The sequence below is a fragment of the Streptomyces sp. NPDC014995 genome (assembly GCF_043080745.1).
Taxonomy (GTDB): domain Bacteria; phylum Actinomycetota; class Actinomycetes; order Streptomycetales; family Streptomycetaceae; genus Streptomyces.
Genome location: NZ_JBIBVX010000005.1, coordinates 194474 through 211296, shown reverse-complemented (window position 1 = coordinate 211296; position 16823 = coordinate 194474). Strand labels below are relative to the sequence as shown.

Below are 16823 nucleotides of genomic sequence, written 5' to 3'. Positions count from 1 at the left end.
GGGTTCCGAACCCCTATCTAAGCGCTTGTTCAGTGCGCTTGTCATCAGATCTGCCCGAGGTGGAGAAGGCCCGCCGGGCATACGACCAGCAGCAGTGACGCCGCTTCCGGCGCTGCCGCCGGCGGCCGTCCCGGGTGCGGTGGCGTACGGCGGGTACCCGGTCGCCGAGCGGTGGTGACGGACACCACCGGAACCGGAAGGAGGACACGCCGTGACTCAGCACGTGCGGGACATCATGACCGCCGAACCCGTGACGGTGGAACCGCAGGCCTCGGTGACGTCCGTCGCCCGGCTCATGCGGGACGAGAACATCGGGGCGGTCCTGGTCACGGAAGAGGACCGGCTGCGCGGCCTGGTCAGCGACCGCGACCTCGTGGTGCGCGCCCTGGCCGAGGGCGGCGACCCGGAGCAGACGACGGTGGCCTCCGTCTGCAGCGACGACCTGGTCACCGTGACCCCGGACGAGGACCTGGACCACGCCGTCCAGGTGATGCGCGAGCACGCGGTGCGCCGCGTCCCGGTCGTGGAGGAGGGCCGGCCGGTCGGCATCGTCTCCCTCGGCGACCTGGCCATCGAGCGCGATCCGGATTCGGCGCTCGGCGACATCAGCGCCGCCAAGTCCAACCAGTAGACCGCGCGTCCCCGGCCCGGCCGTGTGACCGGGCCGGTCGCGGGAACCCGGGCACCCATGGAACGACAGCAGGCGGACATCCACGGGTCGTACTGGCTGCACACCGCACCACCCGGTGATCCGGCACCCCCCCTGGAGGGGCCGCTCACCGTCGACGTCGCCGTCGTCGGCGCGGGCATCGCCGGACTCAGCACGGCCTGGGAACTGGCCCGGCGGGGCCGTTCGGTCGCGGTGCTGGAGGCGCACCGGATCGCGGCCGGCGTCACCGGCCACACCACGGCGAAGGTGAGCGCCCAGCACACCCTCGTCTACGACCACCTGCGCCGCACCCGCGGCCGGCACGGGGCCGAGCTGTACGCCCGCTCGCAGATGGACGCCATCCGCCACGCCGCCGAGACCGCCGAGGAACTGGGTGTCGACTGCGAGTGGGAGGAGACCGCCGCCTACACCTATGCCGAGGACCCGGCCCACACCGACCAGCTCAGGGCCGAGGCGGAGGCCGCGCGGGAGGCGGGGCTGCCCGCCGAGTACGTGACGGAGACGGATCTGCCGTTCCCCGTCGTCGGCGCGGTCCGGGTCGCCGGCCAGGCCCAGTTCCACCCCCGTAAGTACCTCCTGGCCGTCGCCGACGGCATCCGGCGTCTCGGCGGCACGATCCACGAGTACAGCCGTGTCACCGGCCTCCACGAGGGCGAGCCCTGCGAGCTGACCGTCGAGTCCCCGGCGTCGGCGACCAAGGTGACCGCCCACTCCGTCGTCGTCGCCACCCACTACCCGGTCTTCGACCGCGCCCTGCTCTTCACCCGCCTGTCCCCGCGCCGCGAACTGGTGCTGACCGCACCCGTCGACGCCGCCAGGGCCCCGCTGGGCATGTACATCACCCAGGAGCAGAACACCCGCTCGGTGCGCACGGCGCCGCTCCCGGACGGGCGGCGCCTGCTGATCGTGACCGGCGAGCACTTCAGCCCCGGCACCGGCGGGGACGTCGAGGAGCGCTTCGAGCGGCTCGCCGCCTGGGCGACCGACCGTTTCGGCGACCTGACCTTCACCCACCGCTGGGCCACCCAGGACAACGACTCCACCGACTCCGTGCCGCTCGTCGGCCCCCTCCATCCCGGGAGCCGCAACACCTACGTCGCCACCGGGTTCGGCGGGTGGGGCATGAGCAGCGGCATGATGGCGGGCCGCCTGCTCAGCGAGCGGATCACCGGCCGCGCCTGCCCGTGGAGCGACCTGTACGACCCCCGCCGCATCGCGTCCGTCGTCCGCGAGGGCGCCGCCTTCCTCAAGCACCAGGCCGACGTGGCCCGCCACTTCGTCGGCGACCGGCTGCCGTCGGCGAGCGGCCCGTCCGTGGACGACATCGCCCCCGGTGACGGCGCGGTCGTCCGCGTCTCCGGGGAGCGCTGCGCGGTCCACCGCGACGAGCACGGACAGCTGCACGCCCTCACCGCCCGCTGCTCCCACCTGGGCTGCGTGGTGGCCTTCAACCGCGCGGAACGCGCCTGGGAGTGCCCGTGCCACGGCTCCCGGTTCGGCGTGGACGGCCGGGTCATCCAGGGCCCGGCCCAGAAGCCCCTGGAGCGCCGCGACCTGTGACGCCGTGACGCGCCGGCACCGCTCAGCCGACCAGGACCACCTCCAGGGTGCGCGGGCCGTGCACCCCTTCCACCCGGTCCAGCTCGATGTCGCTGGTCGCCGACGGGCCGGAGATCCACGTCAGCGGACGGGCCGGGTCGAGCCGTTCGAGCGCCTGCGGCACGGACGCGACGACCTGGTCGGGGACGCGGACGACGCAGATGTGGTGGTCGGGGACGAGGGTGATACGGCGGCGGCCCTGGTCGGGTGAGCCGTCCAGGACGATGGTGCCGGTCTCGGCGACGGCCACGGCGCACCCGGTGACCACGCTGTCGACGCGGTCCAGTTCGTGCGGGGTGCCGGCCGGGCGGTCGTGGACGCGCGTGGCCTCGACGGCCTTCAGCCAGTGCGGCGGAAGCTCCGGCGGCACCACGACGCTCGTGGCCCCCCGCTCGGTCAGGAGCCGCACGAGGAGACCGGGCAGCTCCTCCTCCGTACAGCGGTGCACGACCGCCCGGTAGTCCTCGAGGTTCTCCGCGAGCAGGTCCACCGTCTCCTCGACGCCGAGCTCACCGTGCGCGCGCAGGTAGTCACGGCGGACGGCCTCCTCGTACGGGGCGTCCTGGCGGGGGACGTCGGCGAGCGCGCGCCGCACCCGCCCGAGGATCCGCTCTCTGCTGTTCACCTGGCCTCGTCCTTTCCACCGTTCGTCCGCTGCCACCAGTCGCGGAACGGCTCCGCGGGCACCGCCGGCAGGTCCCGCGTACCGCTCCACGCCCTGCCGGGCCCGGGCAGCGTATGCGGATGCAGCCGGCGGGTACGGGACGCCAGCCGCTGCCCCGCCCGCAGGGCGCCGGGCCGGGCGAACGCCCAGCGCGCCGCCCGCATCGCCGCCCGCTCGGCGGCATGCCCCTTGGCGGGCTTCAGCACCACCTTGTTGCCCTCCCGCGTCACCGGCCCGCCCTCGACGACCCGCTCCCGCAGATGCACCAGCACCTCGGGGATGTCGATGGCGACCGGGCACACCTCGTAGCAGGCACCGCACAGCGAGGAGGCGTACGGCAGCGAGGCGTCGATCTCGCTGGCCGTGCCCCGGAGCTGGGGGCTGAGGATCGCGCCGATCGGACCCGGGTAGACCGAGCCGTAGGCGTGGCCGCCGGCCCGCTCGTACACCGGGCACACGTTCAGACAGGCCGAGCAGCGGATGCAGCGCAGGGCCTGGCGGCCGACCTCGTCGGCGAGGGTGTCGGTGCGGCCGTTGTCGAGCAGGACCAGGTGGAAGGTGCTGGGTCCGTCGCCGTCGGTGGTGCCGGTCCAGGTCGAGGTGTAGGGGTTCATGCGCTCGGCCGTGGAGGAGCGGGGGAGGGTCTGGAGGAAGACCTCCAGGTCCCGCCACGTCGGCACGATCTTCTCGATGCCGACGACGGAGATCAGCGTCTCGGGCAGGGTGAGGCACATCCGGCCGTTGCCCTCGGACTCGACGACGACGAGGGTGCCGGTCTCGGCGACCATGAAGTTGGCGCCGGAGATGCCGACCCTGGCCCGCAGGAACTTCTCCCGCAGGTGCAGCCGGGCGGCCTCGGCGAGTTCGGCCGGCGTGTCGGTGAGGCCCTCGGGGGCGGGGCGGCCCCACTCGCCCATCTCGTCCCGGAAGATGTCGCGGATCTCGCCGCGGTTGCGGTGGATGGCGGGGACCAGGATGTGCGAGGGCCGGTCCCTGCCCAGCTGCACGATCAACTCGGCGAGATCGGTCTCGTAGGCGCGGATGCCCTCGGCCTCCAGCGCCTCGTTGAGCCCGATCTCCTGGGTGGCCATGGACTTGACCTTGACCACTTCCGACTCGCCGGTCATCTTGACGAGGTGGGCCACGATCTCGTTGGCCTCGTCGGCGTCGGCCGCCCAGTGGACGACGCCGCCGGCGGCCGTCACCGACTCCTCCAGCTGCACGAGGTAGCGGTCGAGGTGACGGAGCGTGTGGTCCTTGATCCGCTTGCCCGCCTCCCGCAGCTCCGCCCAGTCCGACACCTCGGCGACCGCCTTCGCCCGCTTGCCGCGGATGGTGTGCGTCGCATGGCGCAGATTGCCCCGCAGGGTCTCGTTGCCGACGGCCTCGCGCGCGGCCTTCGGGAACGCCGGCATTCCCACGAACGTCCCGCTCATACGGCCGGTTCCTCCTCCGTGCTCGCCAGGATCTCCGCGATGTGCACCGGCCGCATGTCCGTCCGGAGCCGGGTCATGGTGCCGCCGATGTGCATCAGGCAGGAGTTGTCGGCCGCGCACAGCACCTCCGCGCCCGTCGACTCGGCGTTGCGCACCTTGTCCGCGCCCATCGCCGCCGAGACGTCGGAGTTCTTCAGCGCGAAGGTCCCGCCGAAACCGCAGCACTCCTCCGCGCCCGGCAGCTCCACCAGCTCCAGCCCCCCGACCGCTTCGAGCAGCCGCCGGGGCCGCTCCCCGAGCCCGAGCCCGCGCAGTCCGTGGCAGGTCGGGTGGTAGGTCACCCTGTGCGGGTAGTACGCGCCGACGTCCGTCACCCCCAGCACGTCCACCAGGAACTCGGTCAGCTCGTACGTCTTCGGCACCACCGGCGCCAGCGTCTGCGCGAGACCGTCCCCGCGCCCCTCGGCCCGCGCCCGTTCACCCATCCGCGGATACAGCTCCCGCACCATGGCCCCGCACGACCCGGAGGGCGTCACGATCGCCTCGTACTCCCCGAAGACATCGGAGAAATGCCGGGCCAGGGGCTCGGCCTCATGGCGGTAGCCGGTGTTGTAGTGGGCCTGCCCGCAGCAGGTCTGGGCCATCGGGAAGTCGACCTCGACGCCCAGCCTGGTCAGCAGTTTCACCACGGCACGGCCGGTGTCCGGATACAGCGTGTCGTTGACACACGTCAGGAACAGTGCGACACGCATCGCGGCTCCTTGGGGTTGGTCATCGGATGGGTGAAGCGTAAGGGGAGGGCGCGTCCCGGGGGAGGCCCCGGCTCACCGTGGGGCGAGCCGGGCCTCCGCGTCGCGCCAGCGCCCGGTGCCGCCCTGCGGCTCGTAGCGCGTCAGTGGCTGGGTGCGGGCGAGCAGTCGGCGCATGGGGTGCCGGTCGCCGACCAGCCCGTGCGCCCGCGCCTGCACGAGGACGTTGCCGAGGGCGGCCGCCTCCGTCGGACCGGCCACCACGGGCAGCCCGCAGGCGTCGGCGGTGAGCTGGCACAGCAGGGCGTTGCGGGTGCCGCCCCCGACGATGTGGACCACGTCGACGGGGTGGCCGGCGAGCCGCTGGGCGTCCTCGACCGCCCGGCGGTGCGCCAGGGCGAGCGAGTCGAGGATGCACCGCGTGATCTCGCCGGGCGACCGGGGCACCGGCTGCCCGGAGGCCCGGCACGCCTCGGCGATCCGCTCGGGCATCCGGCCGGGCGCGAGGAAGGCGGCGTCGCCCGCGTCCACGACCGAGCGCAGCGCCGGCGCGGCGGCCGCCTCGCGCAGCAGCCCGCCCAGGTCCGGGTCGCCCCAGGCCCGTACGCACTCCTGGAGCAGCCACAGGCCCATGATGTTGCGGAGGTAGCGGACCGTGCCGTCCAGGCCCAGCTCGTTGGTGAAGTTGGCGGCGCGGCTCTCCTCCGTGAGCACGGGGGCGTCGAGCTCCAGGCCGGCCAGGGACCAGGTGCCGGTGCAGATGTAGGCGAAGCGCTCGCCGGCCGCCGGGACCGCGGCCACCGCGGAGGCGGTGTCGTGCGAGCCGACGGCCGTCACCGGCACCGGACCGGTCAGGCCCGTCTCCTCCAGCACCTCCGCGCGCAGCGGTCCCGCCGGGTCGCCCGGCTGCCGCAGCGGGGCGAACAGCTCCAGGTCGACGCCGAGCCGGGTGGCGATGTCGTACGACCAGTCCCGGGTGCGGGGGTCGACGAGCTGGGTGGTGGAGGCGTTGGTCAGCTCGGTGCCCTGCTCGCCGGTGAGCCAGTACGTCAGCAGGTCGGGGATGAGCAACAGGCGCCGGGCGTGCGCGAGCTGGGCCGAGGAGGCCGCGGCCGTCAACTGGTAGAGCGTGTTGAAGGGCGCGTACTGGATCCCGGTCGCCGCGTACAGCTCGGCGGCCGGCACGGTGGCCCACACCTTCTCCGCGACGCCCTCGGTGCGGGCGTCGCGGTAGTGCACCGGGTTGCCGAGCAGGGCCCCGTCGGCGTCCAGCAGGCCGTAGTCCACGGCCCAGCTGTCGATGCCGACGGAGTCGAGCCGTCCACCGCAGTGGGCACCGGCCGCCCGCAGACCGTCGAGGACACCCGCGTACAGCCCGAGGACGTCCCAGCGCAGCCCCTCCGGTACCCGCACGGGCCGGTTGGGGAAGCGGTGCGCCTCCGACAGCCGGAGCGAGTCCGGGCTCACGCGGCCGACCATCACCCGCCCGCTGGAGGCGCCGAGGTCGACCGCGGCGTACGAGCGCACGGCCGTCACCGGAGGAAGGCGGCGGCGACGCCGGCGTCGACCGGGACGTGCAGCCCGGTGGTGTGGGTGAGCTCGCCGCCGGTCAGCGCGAACACGGCGTTGGCCACGTGCTCGGGGAGCACCTCGCGCTTGAGGATGGTCCGCTGCGCGTAGAACTCGCCGAGCTTGTCCTCCTTCACCCCGTAGACGGCCGCGCGCTGCGCGCCCCAGCCGCCCGCGAAGATCCCGGAGCCGCGCACGACCCCGTCCGGGTTGACGCCGTTGACGCGGATCCCGTGCTCGCCCAGCTCGGCGGCGAGCAGCCGCACCTGGTGGGCCTGGTCGGCCTTGGTCGCGGAGTACGCGATGTTGTTCGGCCCGGCGAAGACGGCGTTCTTCGACGCGATGTAGACGATGTCGCCGCCCAGCCCCTGCGCGATCATCACCCGGGCCGCCTCACGCGACACGAGGAAGGACCCGCGGGCCATGATGTCGTGCTGGAGGTCCCAGTCCTTGGCGGAGGTCTCCAGCAACGGCTTGGAGATGGAGATGCCGGCGTTGTTGACGACGAGGTCGACCCCGCCGAAGGCGAGCGCGGCGGCCTGGAAGGCCCCGGCGATCTGCTCCTCGGACGTCACGTCGACGGTCACGGCGACGGCCCTGTCCGGTCCGCCCAGCTCCTCGGCGACGGCGGCGGCGTTCTGCGCGTTCAGGTCCGCGACGACGACACACGCGCCCTCGGCGACCAGCCGGTGCGCGATCGCCCTGCCGATCCCGCTGCCGGCGCCCGTCACCAGGGCCACCCGCGTGGCCAGCGGCTTCGGCTTCGGCATCCGCTGGAGCTTGGCCTCCTCCAGCGCCCAGTACTCGATGCGGAACTTCTCCGACTCCTCGATCGGCGCGTACGTCGAGACCGCCTCGGCGCCCCGCATGACGTTGATCGCGTTCACGTAGAACTCGCCCGCGACCCGCGCGGTCTGCTTGTCCTTGCCGAAGGAGAACATGCCCACGCCGGGGATCAGCACGATGGCCGGGTCGGCGCCGCGCATGGCGGGGGAGTCGGGCTCGGCGTGCCGCTGGTAGTAGGCGGCGTACTCCTCGCGGTAGGCGGCGTGCAGCTCCTTGAGACGGGCGATCGCCTCCTCCAGCGGGGCGGTCGGCGGCAGGTCGAGGACCAGGGGCCGCACCTTGGTGCGCAGGAAGTGGTCCGGGCAGGAGGTGCCCAGGGCCGCCAGCCGCGGGTGCTCGGCGCGGGAGACGAAGTCCAGCACCACGTCCGCGTCGGTGAAGTGTCCGACCTGCGGCCTGTCCTGCGAGGCGACGGCGCGCACGTACGGGGCGAGCGCGGCGGCCCGCTCCCGGCGGCCGGCCTCGGGCAGCGGCTCGTACCCCTCGATCACCGGCCCGAAGGGCTCCGGCCGGCCCCGGTCCGCCAGGAAGGCCTCGGCGGTGCGGATGATGTGCAGCGAGTTGCGCTCGCACTCCTCGGCCGTGTCGCCCCAGGCGGTGATGCCGTGCCCGCCCAGGACGCAGCCGACGGCCTGCGGGTTGGCCTCCTTCACGGCCGCGATGTCCAGTCCCAGCTGGAAACCGGGCCGCCGCCACGGCACCCACACCACGCTGTCCCCGAAGCACTCGGCGGTCAGCTTCTCGCCGTCGGCGGCGCAGGCGAGCGCGATGCCGGAGTCGGGGTGCAGGTGGTCCACGTGGGCGGCGTCGACCAGCCCGTGCATGGCGGTGTCGATCGAGGGCGCGGCCCCGCCCTTTCCGTGCAGGCAGTAGTCGAACGCGGCGACCATCTCGTCCTCGCGCTCGACCCCCGGGTAGACGTCGACGAGCGCCCGCAGCCGGTCCAGCCGCAGCACGGCCAGCCCCGCCTCGGTGAGCGTCCCGAGGTCCCCACCGGACCCCTTCACCCACATCAGCTCGACGTCGCCACCGGTGACGGGATCGGTGTCGGAGCCCTTCGCGGACGCGTTGCCGCCGGCGTAGTTGGTGTTGCGCGGATCGGCGCCCAGCCGGTGCGAGCGGGCGAGGAGGGCGGCGGCTTCGGGATGGGTTGCCATGAACTGTCAGTCCTTAACTCGAAAGAGGGGTGAGTGCACGCCCTTGGGGGCGCGGGGCTGTATCGAGGTGCGGCTCCGCCGCGTGGGCGCGATCAGCCGCACACGGCCGCGTCCCGTGGACGGCGGAACCCGGCGGACGCCTACGCCCCCCACCCGGCCTGCTCCCCACCGACCCGCTCGGCGACGATCTTCTCGGCCCACCCGGACGCCCGGTACGCGGCGATGGGGTCGGGGTCCAGCCCCATCTCCTCGCGCAGCTCGGCCAGCAACGGACGTACGTCCGTGTTGTACGCGTCCATCACGACGGCGTTCGCCTCCAGCACGTCCCCGGAGGCCTGCGCGTCCGCCAGCGCCGACCGGTCGACCAGCAGCGCCTTCGCCGTGGCCTCCTGCACGTTCATCACCGAACGGATGATCGCCGGGATCTTGGCCTCGATGTTGTGGCACTGGTCGAGCATGAACGCGACGTCGGAGGTGAACCCGCCCCCGCGCACGACCTCGTACATGATCCGGAACAGCTGGAACGGGTCCGCCGCCCCCACCATCAGGTCGTCGTCGGCGTAGAACCGCGAGTTGAAGTCGAAGCCGCCGAGCTTCCCCTCCCGCAGCAGCGTGGCGACGATGAACTCGATGTTGGTCCCCGGCGCGTGGTGCCCGGTGTCGACGACTACCTGCGCCTTCGGCCCGAGCTTGAGGCAGTGCGCGTACGCCGTGCCCCAGTCCGGTACGTCGGTCGTGTAGAAGGCCGGCTCGAAGAACTTGTACTCCAGCAGCATCCGCTGGCCGTCCCCGAGCCGCTCGTACACCTCGGCCAGCCCCTCGGCGAGCCGGTCCTGCCGGGCGCGGATGTCGTCCTGGCCGGGGTAGTTCGTCCCGTCGGCGAACCACAGCTTCAGGTCCGCCGACCCGGTGGCGTCCATGATGTCGACGCACTCCAGCAGGTGGTCGACGGCCTTGCGGCGGACCGCGGCGTCGGGGTGGCAGATGCTGCCCAGCTTGTAGTCGTCGTCCTGGAAGGTGTTGGAGTTGATCGCGCCCAGCCGCACACCCCGGTCCTCGGCGTGTTTCGCAAGTGCGGAGTAGTCCTCCACCTTGTCCCACGGGATGTGCAGGGCGACGGTCGGGGCCACACCCGTGAAGGCGTGCACCTGGGCCGCGTCGTCCAGCTTCTCCTGCGGCGTGCGCGGCACGCCCTGCTGGGCGAACACCTTGAAGCGGGTCCCCGAGTTCCCGTACGCCCACGACGGCGTCTCGACGGCCTGTGTCTTCAGCGCGGCCTTCACCGCGGCGAGGTCGGTCACTTCGGGCTCCTGTGACATCGGTCCGGAACACTCCGGACGAGCTTCGGACGAGCTCCTGAAGAGCTCTACAGGTGAAACGATTCAGAACGGGAAGCTATGAGCCCGCCGGAGGCGTGTCAAGCCCTCTGTCCAGGTCCGTCTTCCGTGACCGGCGCGTGACCTTCGACTATCGAAAATTTTTCGACGCGGACCCATTGACGTGACATGCCCCGCATGCCTAACGTCCCGGCAATCCAGTTGAAACCTTTCACGACGTCGTGACAGCCCCCGGTGGGCGCCGTCCGCGGACGTCGTCGAGGAGCCACCCATGACCCACCCGTCCGACACGGGACCAGCCCCGGTGCTGGCGCTCCGGGACGTCGCCAAGTCCTTCGGCGCCGTACGCGCCCTGCGGGGCGTCTCCCTGGAGCTGTTCCCCGGCGAGGTGCACGCCCTCGCCGGTGAGAACGGTGCGGGCAAGTCGACCCTGATCAAGACGCTCGCCGGGGTGCACCGACCGGACGCCGGCCAGGTGCTGCTCGACGGTGAGCCCGTCGTCTTCCACGGCCCCGGTGACGCACGCGACGCAGGCATCGCCGTCATCTACCAGGAGCCCACGCTCTTCCCCGACCTGTCGATCGCCGAGAACATCTTCATGGGCCGCCAGCCCCGGCGCGCCCTCGGCCGCATCGACCACAAGGCCACGTACAACGCCACCGCGGCCCTGATGGAGCGCCTCGGTGTCGATCTCGACCCCGACCGCCCGGCGCGCGGCCTGTCCATCGCCGACCAGCAGATCGTGGAGATCGCCAAGGCGCTCTCCTTCGACGCCCGCGTCCTGATCATGGACGAGCCGACCGCCGCCCTCACCGGCAGCGAGGTCGCCCGCCTCTTCGGCGTGGTGCGCACCCTGCGCGAGCAAGGTGCGGCGGTCCTCTTCATCTCGCACCGGCTGGAGGAGATCTTCGAGATCTGCCGGCGGGTGACCACCCTGCGCGACGGCGCCTGGATCGCCAGCGAACCGCTGGACGGCATGACCGAGGACGACCTGGTCCGCCGGATGGTCGGCCGCGACCTCGACGAGCTCTACCCCAAGCAGGACGTCACGCCCGGCGAGGTCGCCCTCAGCGTCCGCCGCCTGACCCGGGAGGGCGTCTTCACCGACGTCTCCTTCGAGGTCCGGCGCGGCGAGATCGTCGGCCTGGCCGGACTCGTCGGCGCCGGGCGCACCGAGGTCGCCCGGGCGGTCTTCGGCATCGACCGGTGGGACGCCGGCGAGGTCGAGGTCGGCGGGAAGCCGCTCGTCAACGGCGCCCCCTCCACCGCCATGGCCGCCGGGCTCGCGCTCGTCCCCGAGGACCGGCGGGCCCAGGGCCTGGTGATGGACATGTCCATCGAGCGCAACATCGGCCTCACCGGACTCCGGACGACCGTGAGGGCCGGCCTGATGGACCGCGGCGCCGAACGCAGCCGCTCCCTCGACTGGGCGGTCAAGCTCCAGGTGAAGTACGCCCGGATCGCCGACACCGTGAACACCCTGTCCGGCGGCAACCAGCAGAAGGTCGTCCTCGCCAAGTGGCTGGCCACCGGCCCCAAGGTGCTCATCGTCGACGAGCCGACCCGTGGCATCGACGTCGGCACCAAGGCCGAGGTGCACCGGCTGCTGTCGCAACTGGCCGCCGACGGCGTCGCCGTCCTGATGATCTCCTCCGACCTGCCCGAGGTCCTCGGCATGGCCGACCGCGTGCTGGTGATGCACGAGGGCCAGCTGACCGCCGAGATCCCCCGCTCCGACGCCACCGAGGAAACCGTGATGGCCGCCGCCACCGGGAGGGCCGCCGCATGACGGTGATCACCCCGAACCAAGCCCCCGCCGCCGAGGTGCCCAAGTCCAGCGGCACCCGGCTGGTCGACCGCGTCTTCAAGATGCGCGAACTCGCCATCCTGCTCGTGTTCCTGGTGATGATCGCCGTCACCCAGGCCGGCAACAGCGAGTTCCTGTCCGAGCAGGGCATCAAGGACCTGCTGCTCAACGCGACCATCCTGGTCCTGGTCGCCACCGGCCAGTCCCTGGTGGTGATCACGAGGAACGTCGACCTGTCCGTCGGCTCCACGCTCGGCATCACCGCCTTCGCCGCGGGCACCTATCTCCAGGGCGGCGGCAACCCGGTCGTCGCGATCGCCCTGGCGGTCCTGCTCGGCATCGGCTTCGGCCTCCTGAACGGCCTCCTGGTCAGCCTCGGCCAGGTGCCGGCCCTCGTCGTCACCCTCGGCACCCTCTACATCATCCGGGGCATCGACTCCATCTGGGTCGGCTCCCGCCAGATCACCGCGGCCGACCTGCCCGGCTCCTTCGTCGACTTCGGCTCCGGCGGCATCTCCGCCGTGCCGTATCTCGCGCTGATCGCCCTCCTCGTCCTGGTCGCCACCGCCTACTACCTCAAGCACTTCGGCAGCGGCCGCGAGCTGTACGCGCTCGGCTCCAACCCGGAGGCCGCCCGCCTCGCCGGCATCCCCGTCCGCAAGCGGATCCTCGTCGCCTACACCTTCTGCGGCGCCCTCGCGGGCCTCGCGGGCGCGATGTACCTGGCCCGCTTCGGCAACGTCGACTCCGGCACCGGCAACGGCTACGAACTCACCGTCGTCAGCGCGGTCGTCGTCGGCGGTGTCGTCTTCACCGGCGGCTCCGGCAGCGTCTACGGCGCCGCGCTCGGCGCGCTGCTGCTGACCTCCATCAACAGCGTGCTGCCCGCCCTCGGCGTCAGCTCCGTCTGGGTGCTCGCCATCAACGGCATCCTGCTCCTCCTCGCCATCGCCGTGGACCGTGTGGTCGCGCTGCGGGTGGCGTCGGCCCTGAAGAAGAGGAACGCCCGCCATGCCTGAGTCCGGATCTCTCGCGAGCCGCGCGATTCGCTGGGACACGGTCGTCGGCGCCCTCCTGATCGTCCTGCTGCTGTTCTCCTTCTCCTTCGTCGACGGCTTCGGCAACGCGCTGAACCTGTCCTTCCTGATCGGCAACACCCTGCCGATCGCGCTGATCGCCCTGCCGATGACGCTGCTGGTGGTCTCCGGCGAGATCGACCTGTCGGTCGCCTCCACGGCCGGCCTGTCCGGCGCGGTGATGGGCGCCCTGTGGAACCAGGGCATGACCATCGAGGCGATCATCCCGATCTGCCTGCTGCTGGGCGTGGCGTGCGGGCTGGTCAACGGCCTGCTGGTGACCCGCCTCGGGCTGCCGTCCCTCGCCGTCACCATCGGCACCCTCGCCGCCTACCGGGGCATCGCCCAGATCGTCCTCGGCTCCGACGCGGTGACCGACTTCCCCGGCCAGTACCTGGACTTCGCGGCCGGCCGCGTCGGGGACAGCTTCCTCCCGCAGGCCTTCCTGCCCTTCCTGGTGCTGCTCGCGATCGCCGTGATCGTCCTGCACGCCACCCCGTTCGGCCGGTCGCTGTTCGCGATCGGCGCCAGCGAGGAGGCCGCGCGCTTCGCCGGCGTCCGTGTGAAGCGGCACAAGCTCGTCCTGTTCACGGTGACCGGCCTGATGGCCTCCCTCACCGGCGTCTTCTGGGCCCTGCACTACGCCAGCGCCCGCTACGACAACGCCACCGGACTCGAACTGTCCGTCGTCGCGGCCGTCCTCCTCGGCGGCATCGACTTCGACGGCGGCAAGGGCACCCTCGGCGGCGCCATCGCGGGCGTCTTCCTGCTCGGCGCCCTGCAGAACGTGATGAGCCTCCTCAACGTCTCCGCCCAGTCGCAGATCGTCGTCACCGGCGTCCTGCTCGTCGTCTCGGTGCTCGGCCCTCGGGTCGCGCGTCAGATCTCCGTCGCGAGGGCGGGTCGCAGAGCCGCCGCCTCGGCCCCGACGTCGTAATCCCGCCCTCCCCGTAAAGGAATCCCCGCCATGCGCAAGTCATCCCTCCGTCGTGCCTGCACGGCCCTCGCCGCCGTCACCTCCCTCGCCCTCGCCGCCACCGCCTGCGGCGGCACCACCAAGGAGGACGTGAAGAACGAGAGCACGGGCGCCGCCGCCTCCGCCGGCAAGGCCGACCCGAACGCGGCCACGAAGAAGGGCCTCACCGTCGGGTTCCTGCCCAAGCAGGTCAACAACCCGTACTTCACCTCGGCCGACAAGGGCGGCGAGGCGGCCCTGAAGGAGCTGGGCTCCAACTACAAGGAGGTCGGCCCGTCCAGCGCCACCGACACCTCCGGCCAGGTGAGCTACGTCAACACCCTCACCCAGCAGCAGGTCGACGCGATGGCCGTCTCCGCCCAGGACCCGGGCGCCCTGTGCACCGCGCTCAAGCAGGCCATGAGCAACGACATCAAGGTCGTCACCTACGACTCCGACACCAACCCGGAGTGCCGCAACGCCTTCGTCTCGCAGGCCTCCGCCGAGGACCTCGGCCGCACCGAGGTGCAGCTGCTCGCCGAACAGATCGGCTACAAGGGCGAGATCGCGATCCTGTCCGCCGCGCAGACCGCGACGAACCAGAACATCTGGATCGACTTCATGAAGGACGAGCTGAAGGACCCGAAGTACAAGGACATCAAGCTCGTCAAGGTCGCGTACGGCAACGACGACGCCCAGCAGTCCTTCCAGCAGACCCAGGGCCTGCTCCAGGAGTACCCGAACCTGAAGGGGATCATCTCCCCGACCACCGTCGGCATCAAGGCCGCCGCCCAGTACCTGTCGGGCTCCAAGTACAAGGGCAAGGTCAAGCTGACCGGCCTCGGCACCCCCAACGACATGCGCAAGTACGTCAAGAACGGCACCGTCGAAGCCTTCGAGCTGTGGGACCCGTCGAAGCTCGGCGCGCTGGCCGCGCAGACGGCCGTGGCGCTGGTCTCCGGCCAGATCACCGGCAAGGAGGGCGAGACCTTCAAGGCCGGCGGCACCACCTACACCATCGGCAAGGACGGCGTGATCAGCCTCGGCAAGCCGACCGTGTTCGACGCCAAGAACATCGACCAGTTCAACTTCTGATCCCCGGAGGGGTGTTGATGCAGCGCGTGTGCTTCCTGCTGAAGGTCCGGGCCGACCGCCTCGACGAGTACCGCGAGCGGCACGCCGCCGTGTGGCCGGAGATGCTCGAAGCCCTCTCGGCCACCGGCTGGCACAACTACTCGCTCTTCCTGCGCGAGGACGGCCTGCTCGTCGGCTACCTGGAGACCGAGGACTTCGCGGCCGCCGTGGCCGGCATGGAAGCCACCGATGTCAACGCCCGCTGGCAGGCGGAGATGGCGCCGTTCTTCGAGTCGTTGGACGGCGCCCGGCCCGACGAGGCCATGAAACCGCTCACCGAGGTCTTCCACCTCGCCTGAACCCCCCGAGCGCCACCCCCGTCCCCCTCCCTCAGCTCGCTCGACAATGGAGTCCCCCGAGATGAAACGACGTACGCTGCTGGGCGCCGCCCTCGCCGGTACCGTGGTGACCCCCGTCCTCGGTGCAGGCACCGCCCGGGCCGCCGACCCCGGCCCGTCGGTCACCCAGACCGGGAACACGACGCTCGACAGCCAGGCGATCTTCTTCGTGTCGTACGACGGCCTGGTCAACAACAACTCGTTCCAGAAGAACGGCCTGCTGACCTACAAGGGCTACCAGTACGCCGTCTGGTACACCGCCGACCGCAACGCCGTCGTCGGCCGCCGCGTCCTCGGCGGCACCACCTGGTCCACCGTCAAGGTCGGCCACACCCTGCGCTACAACGACTCCCACAACGTCATCTCCATGGGCGTCTCCAAGGTCGACGGCCGTCTGCACCTCAACATGGACTCGCACAGCGACGGCTTCACCTACGTCAAGTCGGTCGCCGGGCTCATGGACAACCCGGCCGGCCTGAGCTGGACCACGAGCCGCTTCGGCGCCCCCCAGTCGACCCTCGACGGGCTCGCCCTCACCTCGCAGTTCACCTACCCGCAGTTCGTCTCGATGCCCGACGGCAGGCTCCAGCTCAGCTACCGCGTCGGGATCTCCGGCAACGGCCGCAACGCGATCGCCGAGTACAACGGCACGTCCTGGACCAACCTGGGCGAGTGGACCAGCTCCACCGGCACCTACACCAGCGAGCACGGCTCCTCGACGGCCCGCAACATGTACCTGCACGGCATCGACTACGACAAGAACGGCCGCCTGCACTCCTTCTTCACCTGGCGCGAGCAGAACGGCGCCGTGATGTGCTCCAGCGGCGGCATCACCAACCACGACACCGGCTACGTCTACTCCGACGACCGCGGCCGCACCTGGCGCAACAACGCGGGCACCGTCGTCGGCACCACCGGCGGTTCCGACCGGGTGTCCGTGACCGACGCCGGCCTGGTGGTGGACCCGCTCAACCCGGACCACTCCCTGATGAACCAGGAGAGCCAGTTCACCGACTCCGCCGGCCTCCCGCACGCGATCATCAGCTACGTCCCCGGCCGCTTCGGCCAGTGCACGACCAACTACGTCGCCAACCGCACCGCCAACGGCCGTGCCTTCCACGTCCGCAAGAACGCCTCGGGCACCTGGCAGAAGACCGAGATCCCGGTCGTGCTCGGCTCCAGCCAGCGCACCAAGCTGGTCCTGGACAAGTACGACAACGCCTACGCGATCTTCCCCTTCGGCCGGATCGCCGGCGCCTCGAAGGCCTCCGGTCACACCGACTGGAAGCTGCTCTTCGACGGCAGCGGCCTCAACGCCTTCGGCGAGGTCGTCGTCGACGAGACGCGTGTCGTCCAGGAGAACGTCCTGTCCGTCATGTACCAGGAGAAGTCGAGCGGTACGACCCCCTCGGCACTCCACGTCGTCGATTTCCGGCTGCCCGCCTGACCGGTCTGGTGTGCGGCGGGATGACGGTAATGTGAAGGC

Annotated in this window: 14 protein-coding genes; 8 read left to right on the top strand and 6 right to left on the bottom strand. The window is 71.5% G+C overall.

The window, feature by feature from the left end; all coding sequences use genetic code 11:
* Window positions 1-211: 211 nt before the first annotated feature.
* Both ACF1A1_RS12675 and ACF1A1_RS12670 read left to right on the top strand, forming a co-directional pair.
* Window positions 212-631 carry a CBS domain-containing protein gene (locus ACF1A1_RS12675; protein ID WP_391999322.1) on the top strand — a complete coding sequence of 140 codons (420 nt, stop codon included), beginning with the start codon at window positions 212-214 and terminating at the stop codon, window positions 629-631.
* A gap of 57 nt (window positions 632-688) precedes the next feature.
* On the top strand, window positions 689-2230 hold the full coding sequence (locus tag ACF1A1_RS12670) for an FAD-dependent oxidoreductase (protein ID WP_391999320.1): 1542 nt from the start codon (window positions 689-691) through the stop codon (window positions 2228-2230).
* A gap of 22 nt (window positions 2231-2252) precedes the next feature.
* On the opposite strand, the gene ACF1A1_RS12665 is transcribed toward ACF1A1_RS12670, so the two are convergent.
* The 6 genes from ACF1A1_RS12665 to rhaI form a co-directional block, all read right to left on the bottom strand.
* A complete protein-coding gene (locus tag ACF1A1_RS12665) occupies window positions 2253-2894 on the bottom strand; it encodes a lactate utilization protein C (protein ID WP_391999318.1) in 642 nt (213 codons plus the stop codon).
* Window positions 2891-4369 carry a LutB/LldF family L-lactate oxidation iron-sulfur protein gene (locus ACF1A1_RS12660; RefSeq protein ID WP_391999316.1) on the bottom strand — a complete coding sequence of 493 codons (1479 nt, stop codon included), beginning with the start codon at window positions 4367-4369 and terminating at the stop codon, window positions 2891-2893. Before ACF1A1_RS12660 ends, ACF1A1_RS12665 begins: the two co-directional genes overlap by 4 nt.
* Entirely contained in the window at window positions 4366-5121 is a 756-nt protein-coding gene (locus tag ACF1A1_RS12655; RefSeq protein WP_391999315.1) for a (Fe-S)-binding protein, read from the bottom strand. Before ACF1A1_RS12655 ends, ACF1A1_RS12660 begins: the two co-directional genes overlap by 4 nt.
* Before the next feature lie 72 nt (window positions 5122-5193).
* Window positions 5194-6645: a rhamnulokinase family protein gene (locus ACF1A1_RS12650; protein ID WP_391999313.1), complete on the bottom strand. Its 1452-nt coding sequence runs from the start codon at window positions 6643-6645 to the stop codon at window positions 5194-5196.
* Between the two features lie 5 nt (window positions 6646-6650).
* Window positions 6651-8690, bottom strand: coding sequence for a bifunctional aldolase/short-chain dehydrogenase (locus ACF1A1_RS12645; RefSeq protein WP_391999312.1), 2040 nt, complete (start codon window positions 8688-8690; stop codon window positions 6651-6653).
* Window positions 8691-8830: 140 nt separating this feature from the next.
* Window positions 8831-9991, bottom strand: coding sequence for an L-rhamnose isomerase (rhaI, locus tag ACF1A1_RS12640; protein WP_391999311.1), 1161 nt, complete (start codon window positions 9989-9991; stop codon window positions 8831-8833).
* A gap of 307 nt (window positions 9992-10298) precedes the next feature.
* On the opposite strand from rhaI, the gene ACF1A1_RS12635 reads away from it, so the two are divergent.
* The 6 genes from ACF1A1_RS12635 (at window position 10299) to ACF1A1_RS12610 (ending at window position 16784) form a co-directional block, all read left to right on the top strand.
* The gene (locus ACF1A1_RS12635; protein ID WP_391999309.1) at window positions 10299-11816 is read left to right on the top strand and encodes a sugar ABC transporter ATP-binding protein; all 1518 of its coding nucleotides are present in this window, start codon (window positions 10299-10301) and stop codon (window positions 11814-11816) included.
* Window positions 11813-12853 carry an ABC transporter permease gene (locus tag ACF1A1_RS12630; protein ID WP_391999307.1) on the top strand — a complete coding sequence of 347 codons (1041 nt, stop codon included), beginning with the start codon at window positions 11813-11815 and terminating at the stop codon, window positions 12851-12853. Before ACF1A1_RS12635 ends, ACF1A1_RS12630 begins: the two co-directional genes overlap by 4 nt.
* Window positions 12846-13847 carry an ABC transporter permease gene (locus ACF1A1_RS12625; RefSeq protein WP_391999306.1) on the top strand — a complete coding sequence of 334 codons (1002 nt, stop codon included), beginning with the start codon at window positions 12846-12848 and terminating at the stop codon, window positions 13845-13847. Before ACF1A1_RS12630 ends, ACF1A1_RS12625 begins: the two co-directional genes overlap by 8 nt.
* A 30-nt stretch (window positions 13848-13877) precedes the next feature.
* A complete protein-coding gene (gene rhaS, locus ACF1A1_RS12620) occupies window positions 13878-14960 on the top strand; it encodes a rhamnose ABC transporter substrate-binding protein (protein ID WP_391999304.1) in 1083 nt (360 codons plus the stop codon).
* Window positions 14961-14977: 17 nt separating this feature from the next.
* A complete protein-coding gene (locus ACF1A1_RS12615) occupies window positions 14978-15298 on the top strand; it encodes an L-rhamnose mutarotase (protein ID WP_301994841.1) in 321 nt (106 codons plus the stop codon).
* A 61-nt stretch (window positions 15299-15359) separates the two neighbouring features.
* The gene (locus tag ACF1A1_RS12610) at window positions 15360-16784 is read left to right on the top strand and encodes a BNR repeat-containing protein (RefSeq protein WP_391999302.1); all 1425 of its coding nucleotides are present in this window, start codon (window positions 15360-15362) and stop codon (window positions 16782-16784) included.
* The last annotated feature ends 39 nt before the right edge of the window (window positions 16785-16823 follow it).

Bases quoted from the DNA above. Each gene is read 5' to 3' on its own strand.
- ACF1A1_RS12625 (WP_391999306.1), top strand. From the start codon at position 12,846: ATGCCTGAGTCCGGATCTCTCGCGAGCCGCGCGATTCGCTGGGACACG.
- ACF1A1_RS12660 (WP_391999316.1), bottom strand. From the start codon at position 4,369: ATGAGCGGGACGTTCGTGGGAATGCCGGCGTTCCCGAAGGCCGCGCGC.
- ACF1A1_RS12645 (WP_391999312.1), bottom strand. From the start codon at position 8,690: ATGGCAACCCATCCCGAAGCCGCCGCCCTCCTCGCCCGCTCGCACCGG.
- rhaS (WP_391999304.1), top strand. From the start codon at position 13,878: ATGCGCAAGTCATCCCTCCGTCGTGCCTGCACGGCCCTCGCCGCCGTC.
- ACF1A1_RS12610 (WP_391999302.1), top strand. From the start codon at position 15,360: ATGAAACGACGTACGCTGCTGGGCGCCGCCCTCGCCGGTACCGTGGTG.
- ACF1A1_RS12615 (WP_301994841.1), top strand. From the start codon at position 14,978: ATGCAGCGCGTGTGCTTCCTGCTGAAGGTCCGGGCCGACCGCCTCGAC.
- ACF1A1_RS12630 (WP_391999307.1), top strand. From the start codon at position 11,813: ATGACGGTGATCACCCCGAACCAAGCCCCCGCCGCCGAGGTGCCCAAG.
- ACF1A1_RS12635 (WP_391999309.1), top strand. From the start codon at position 10,299: ATGACCCACCCGTCCGACACGGGACCAGCCCCGGTGCTGGCGCTCCGG.
- ACF1A1_RS12670 (WP_391999320.1), top strand. From the start codon at position 689: ATGGAACGACAGCAGGCGGACATCCACGGGTCGTACTGGCTGCACACC.
- ACF1A1_RS12655 (WP_391999315.1), bottom strand. From the start codon at position 5,121: ATGCGTGTCGCACTGTTCCTGACGTGTGTCAACGACACGCTGTATCCG.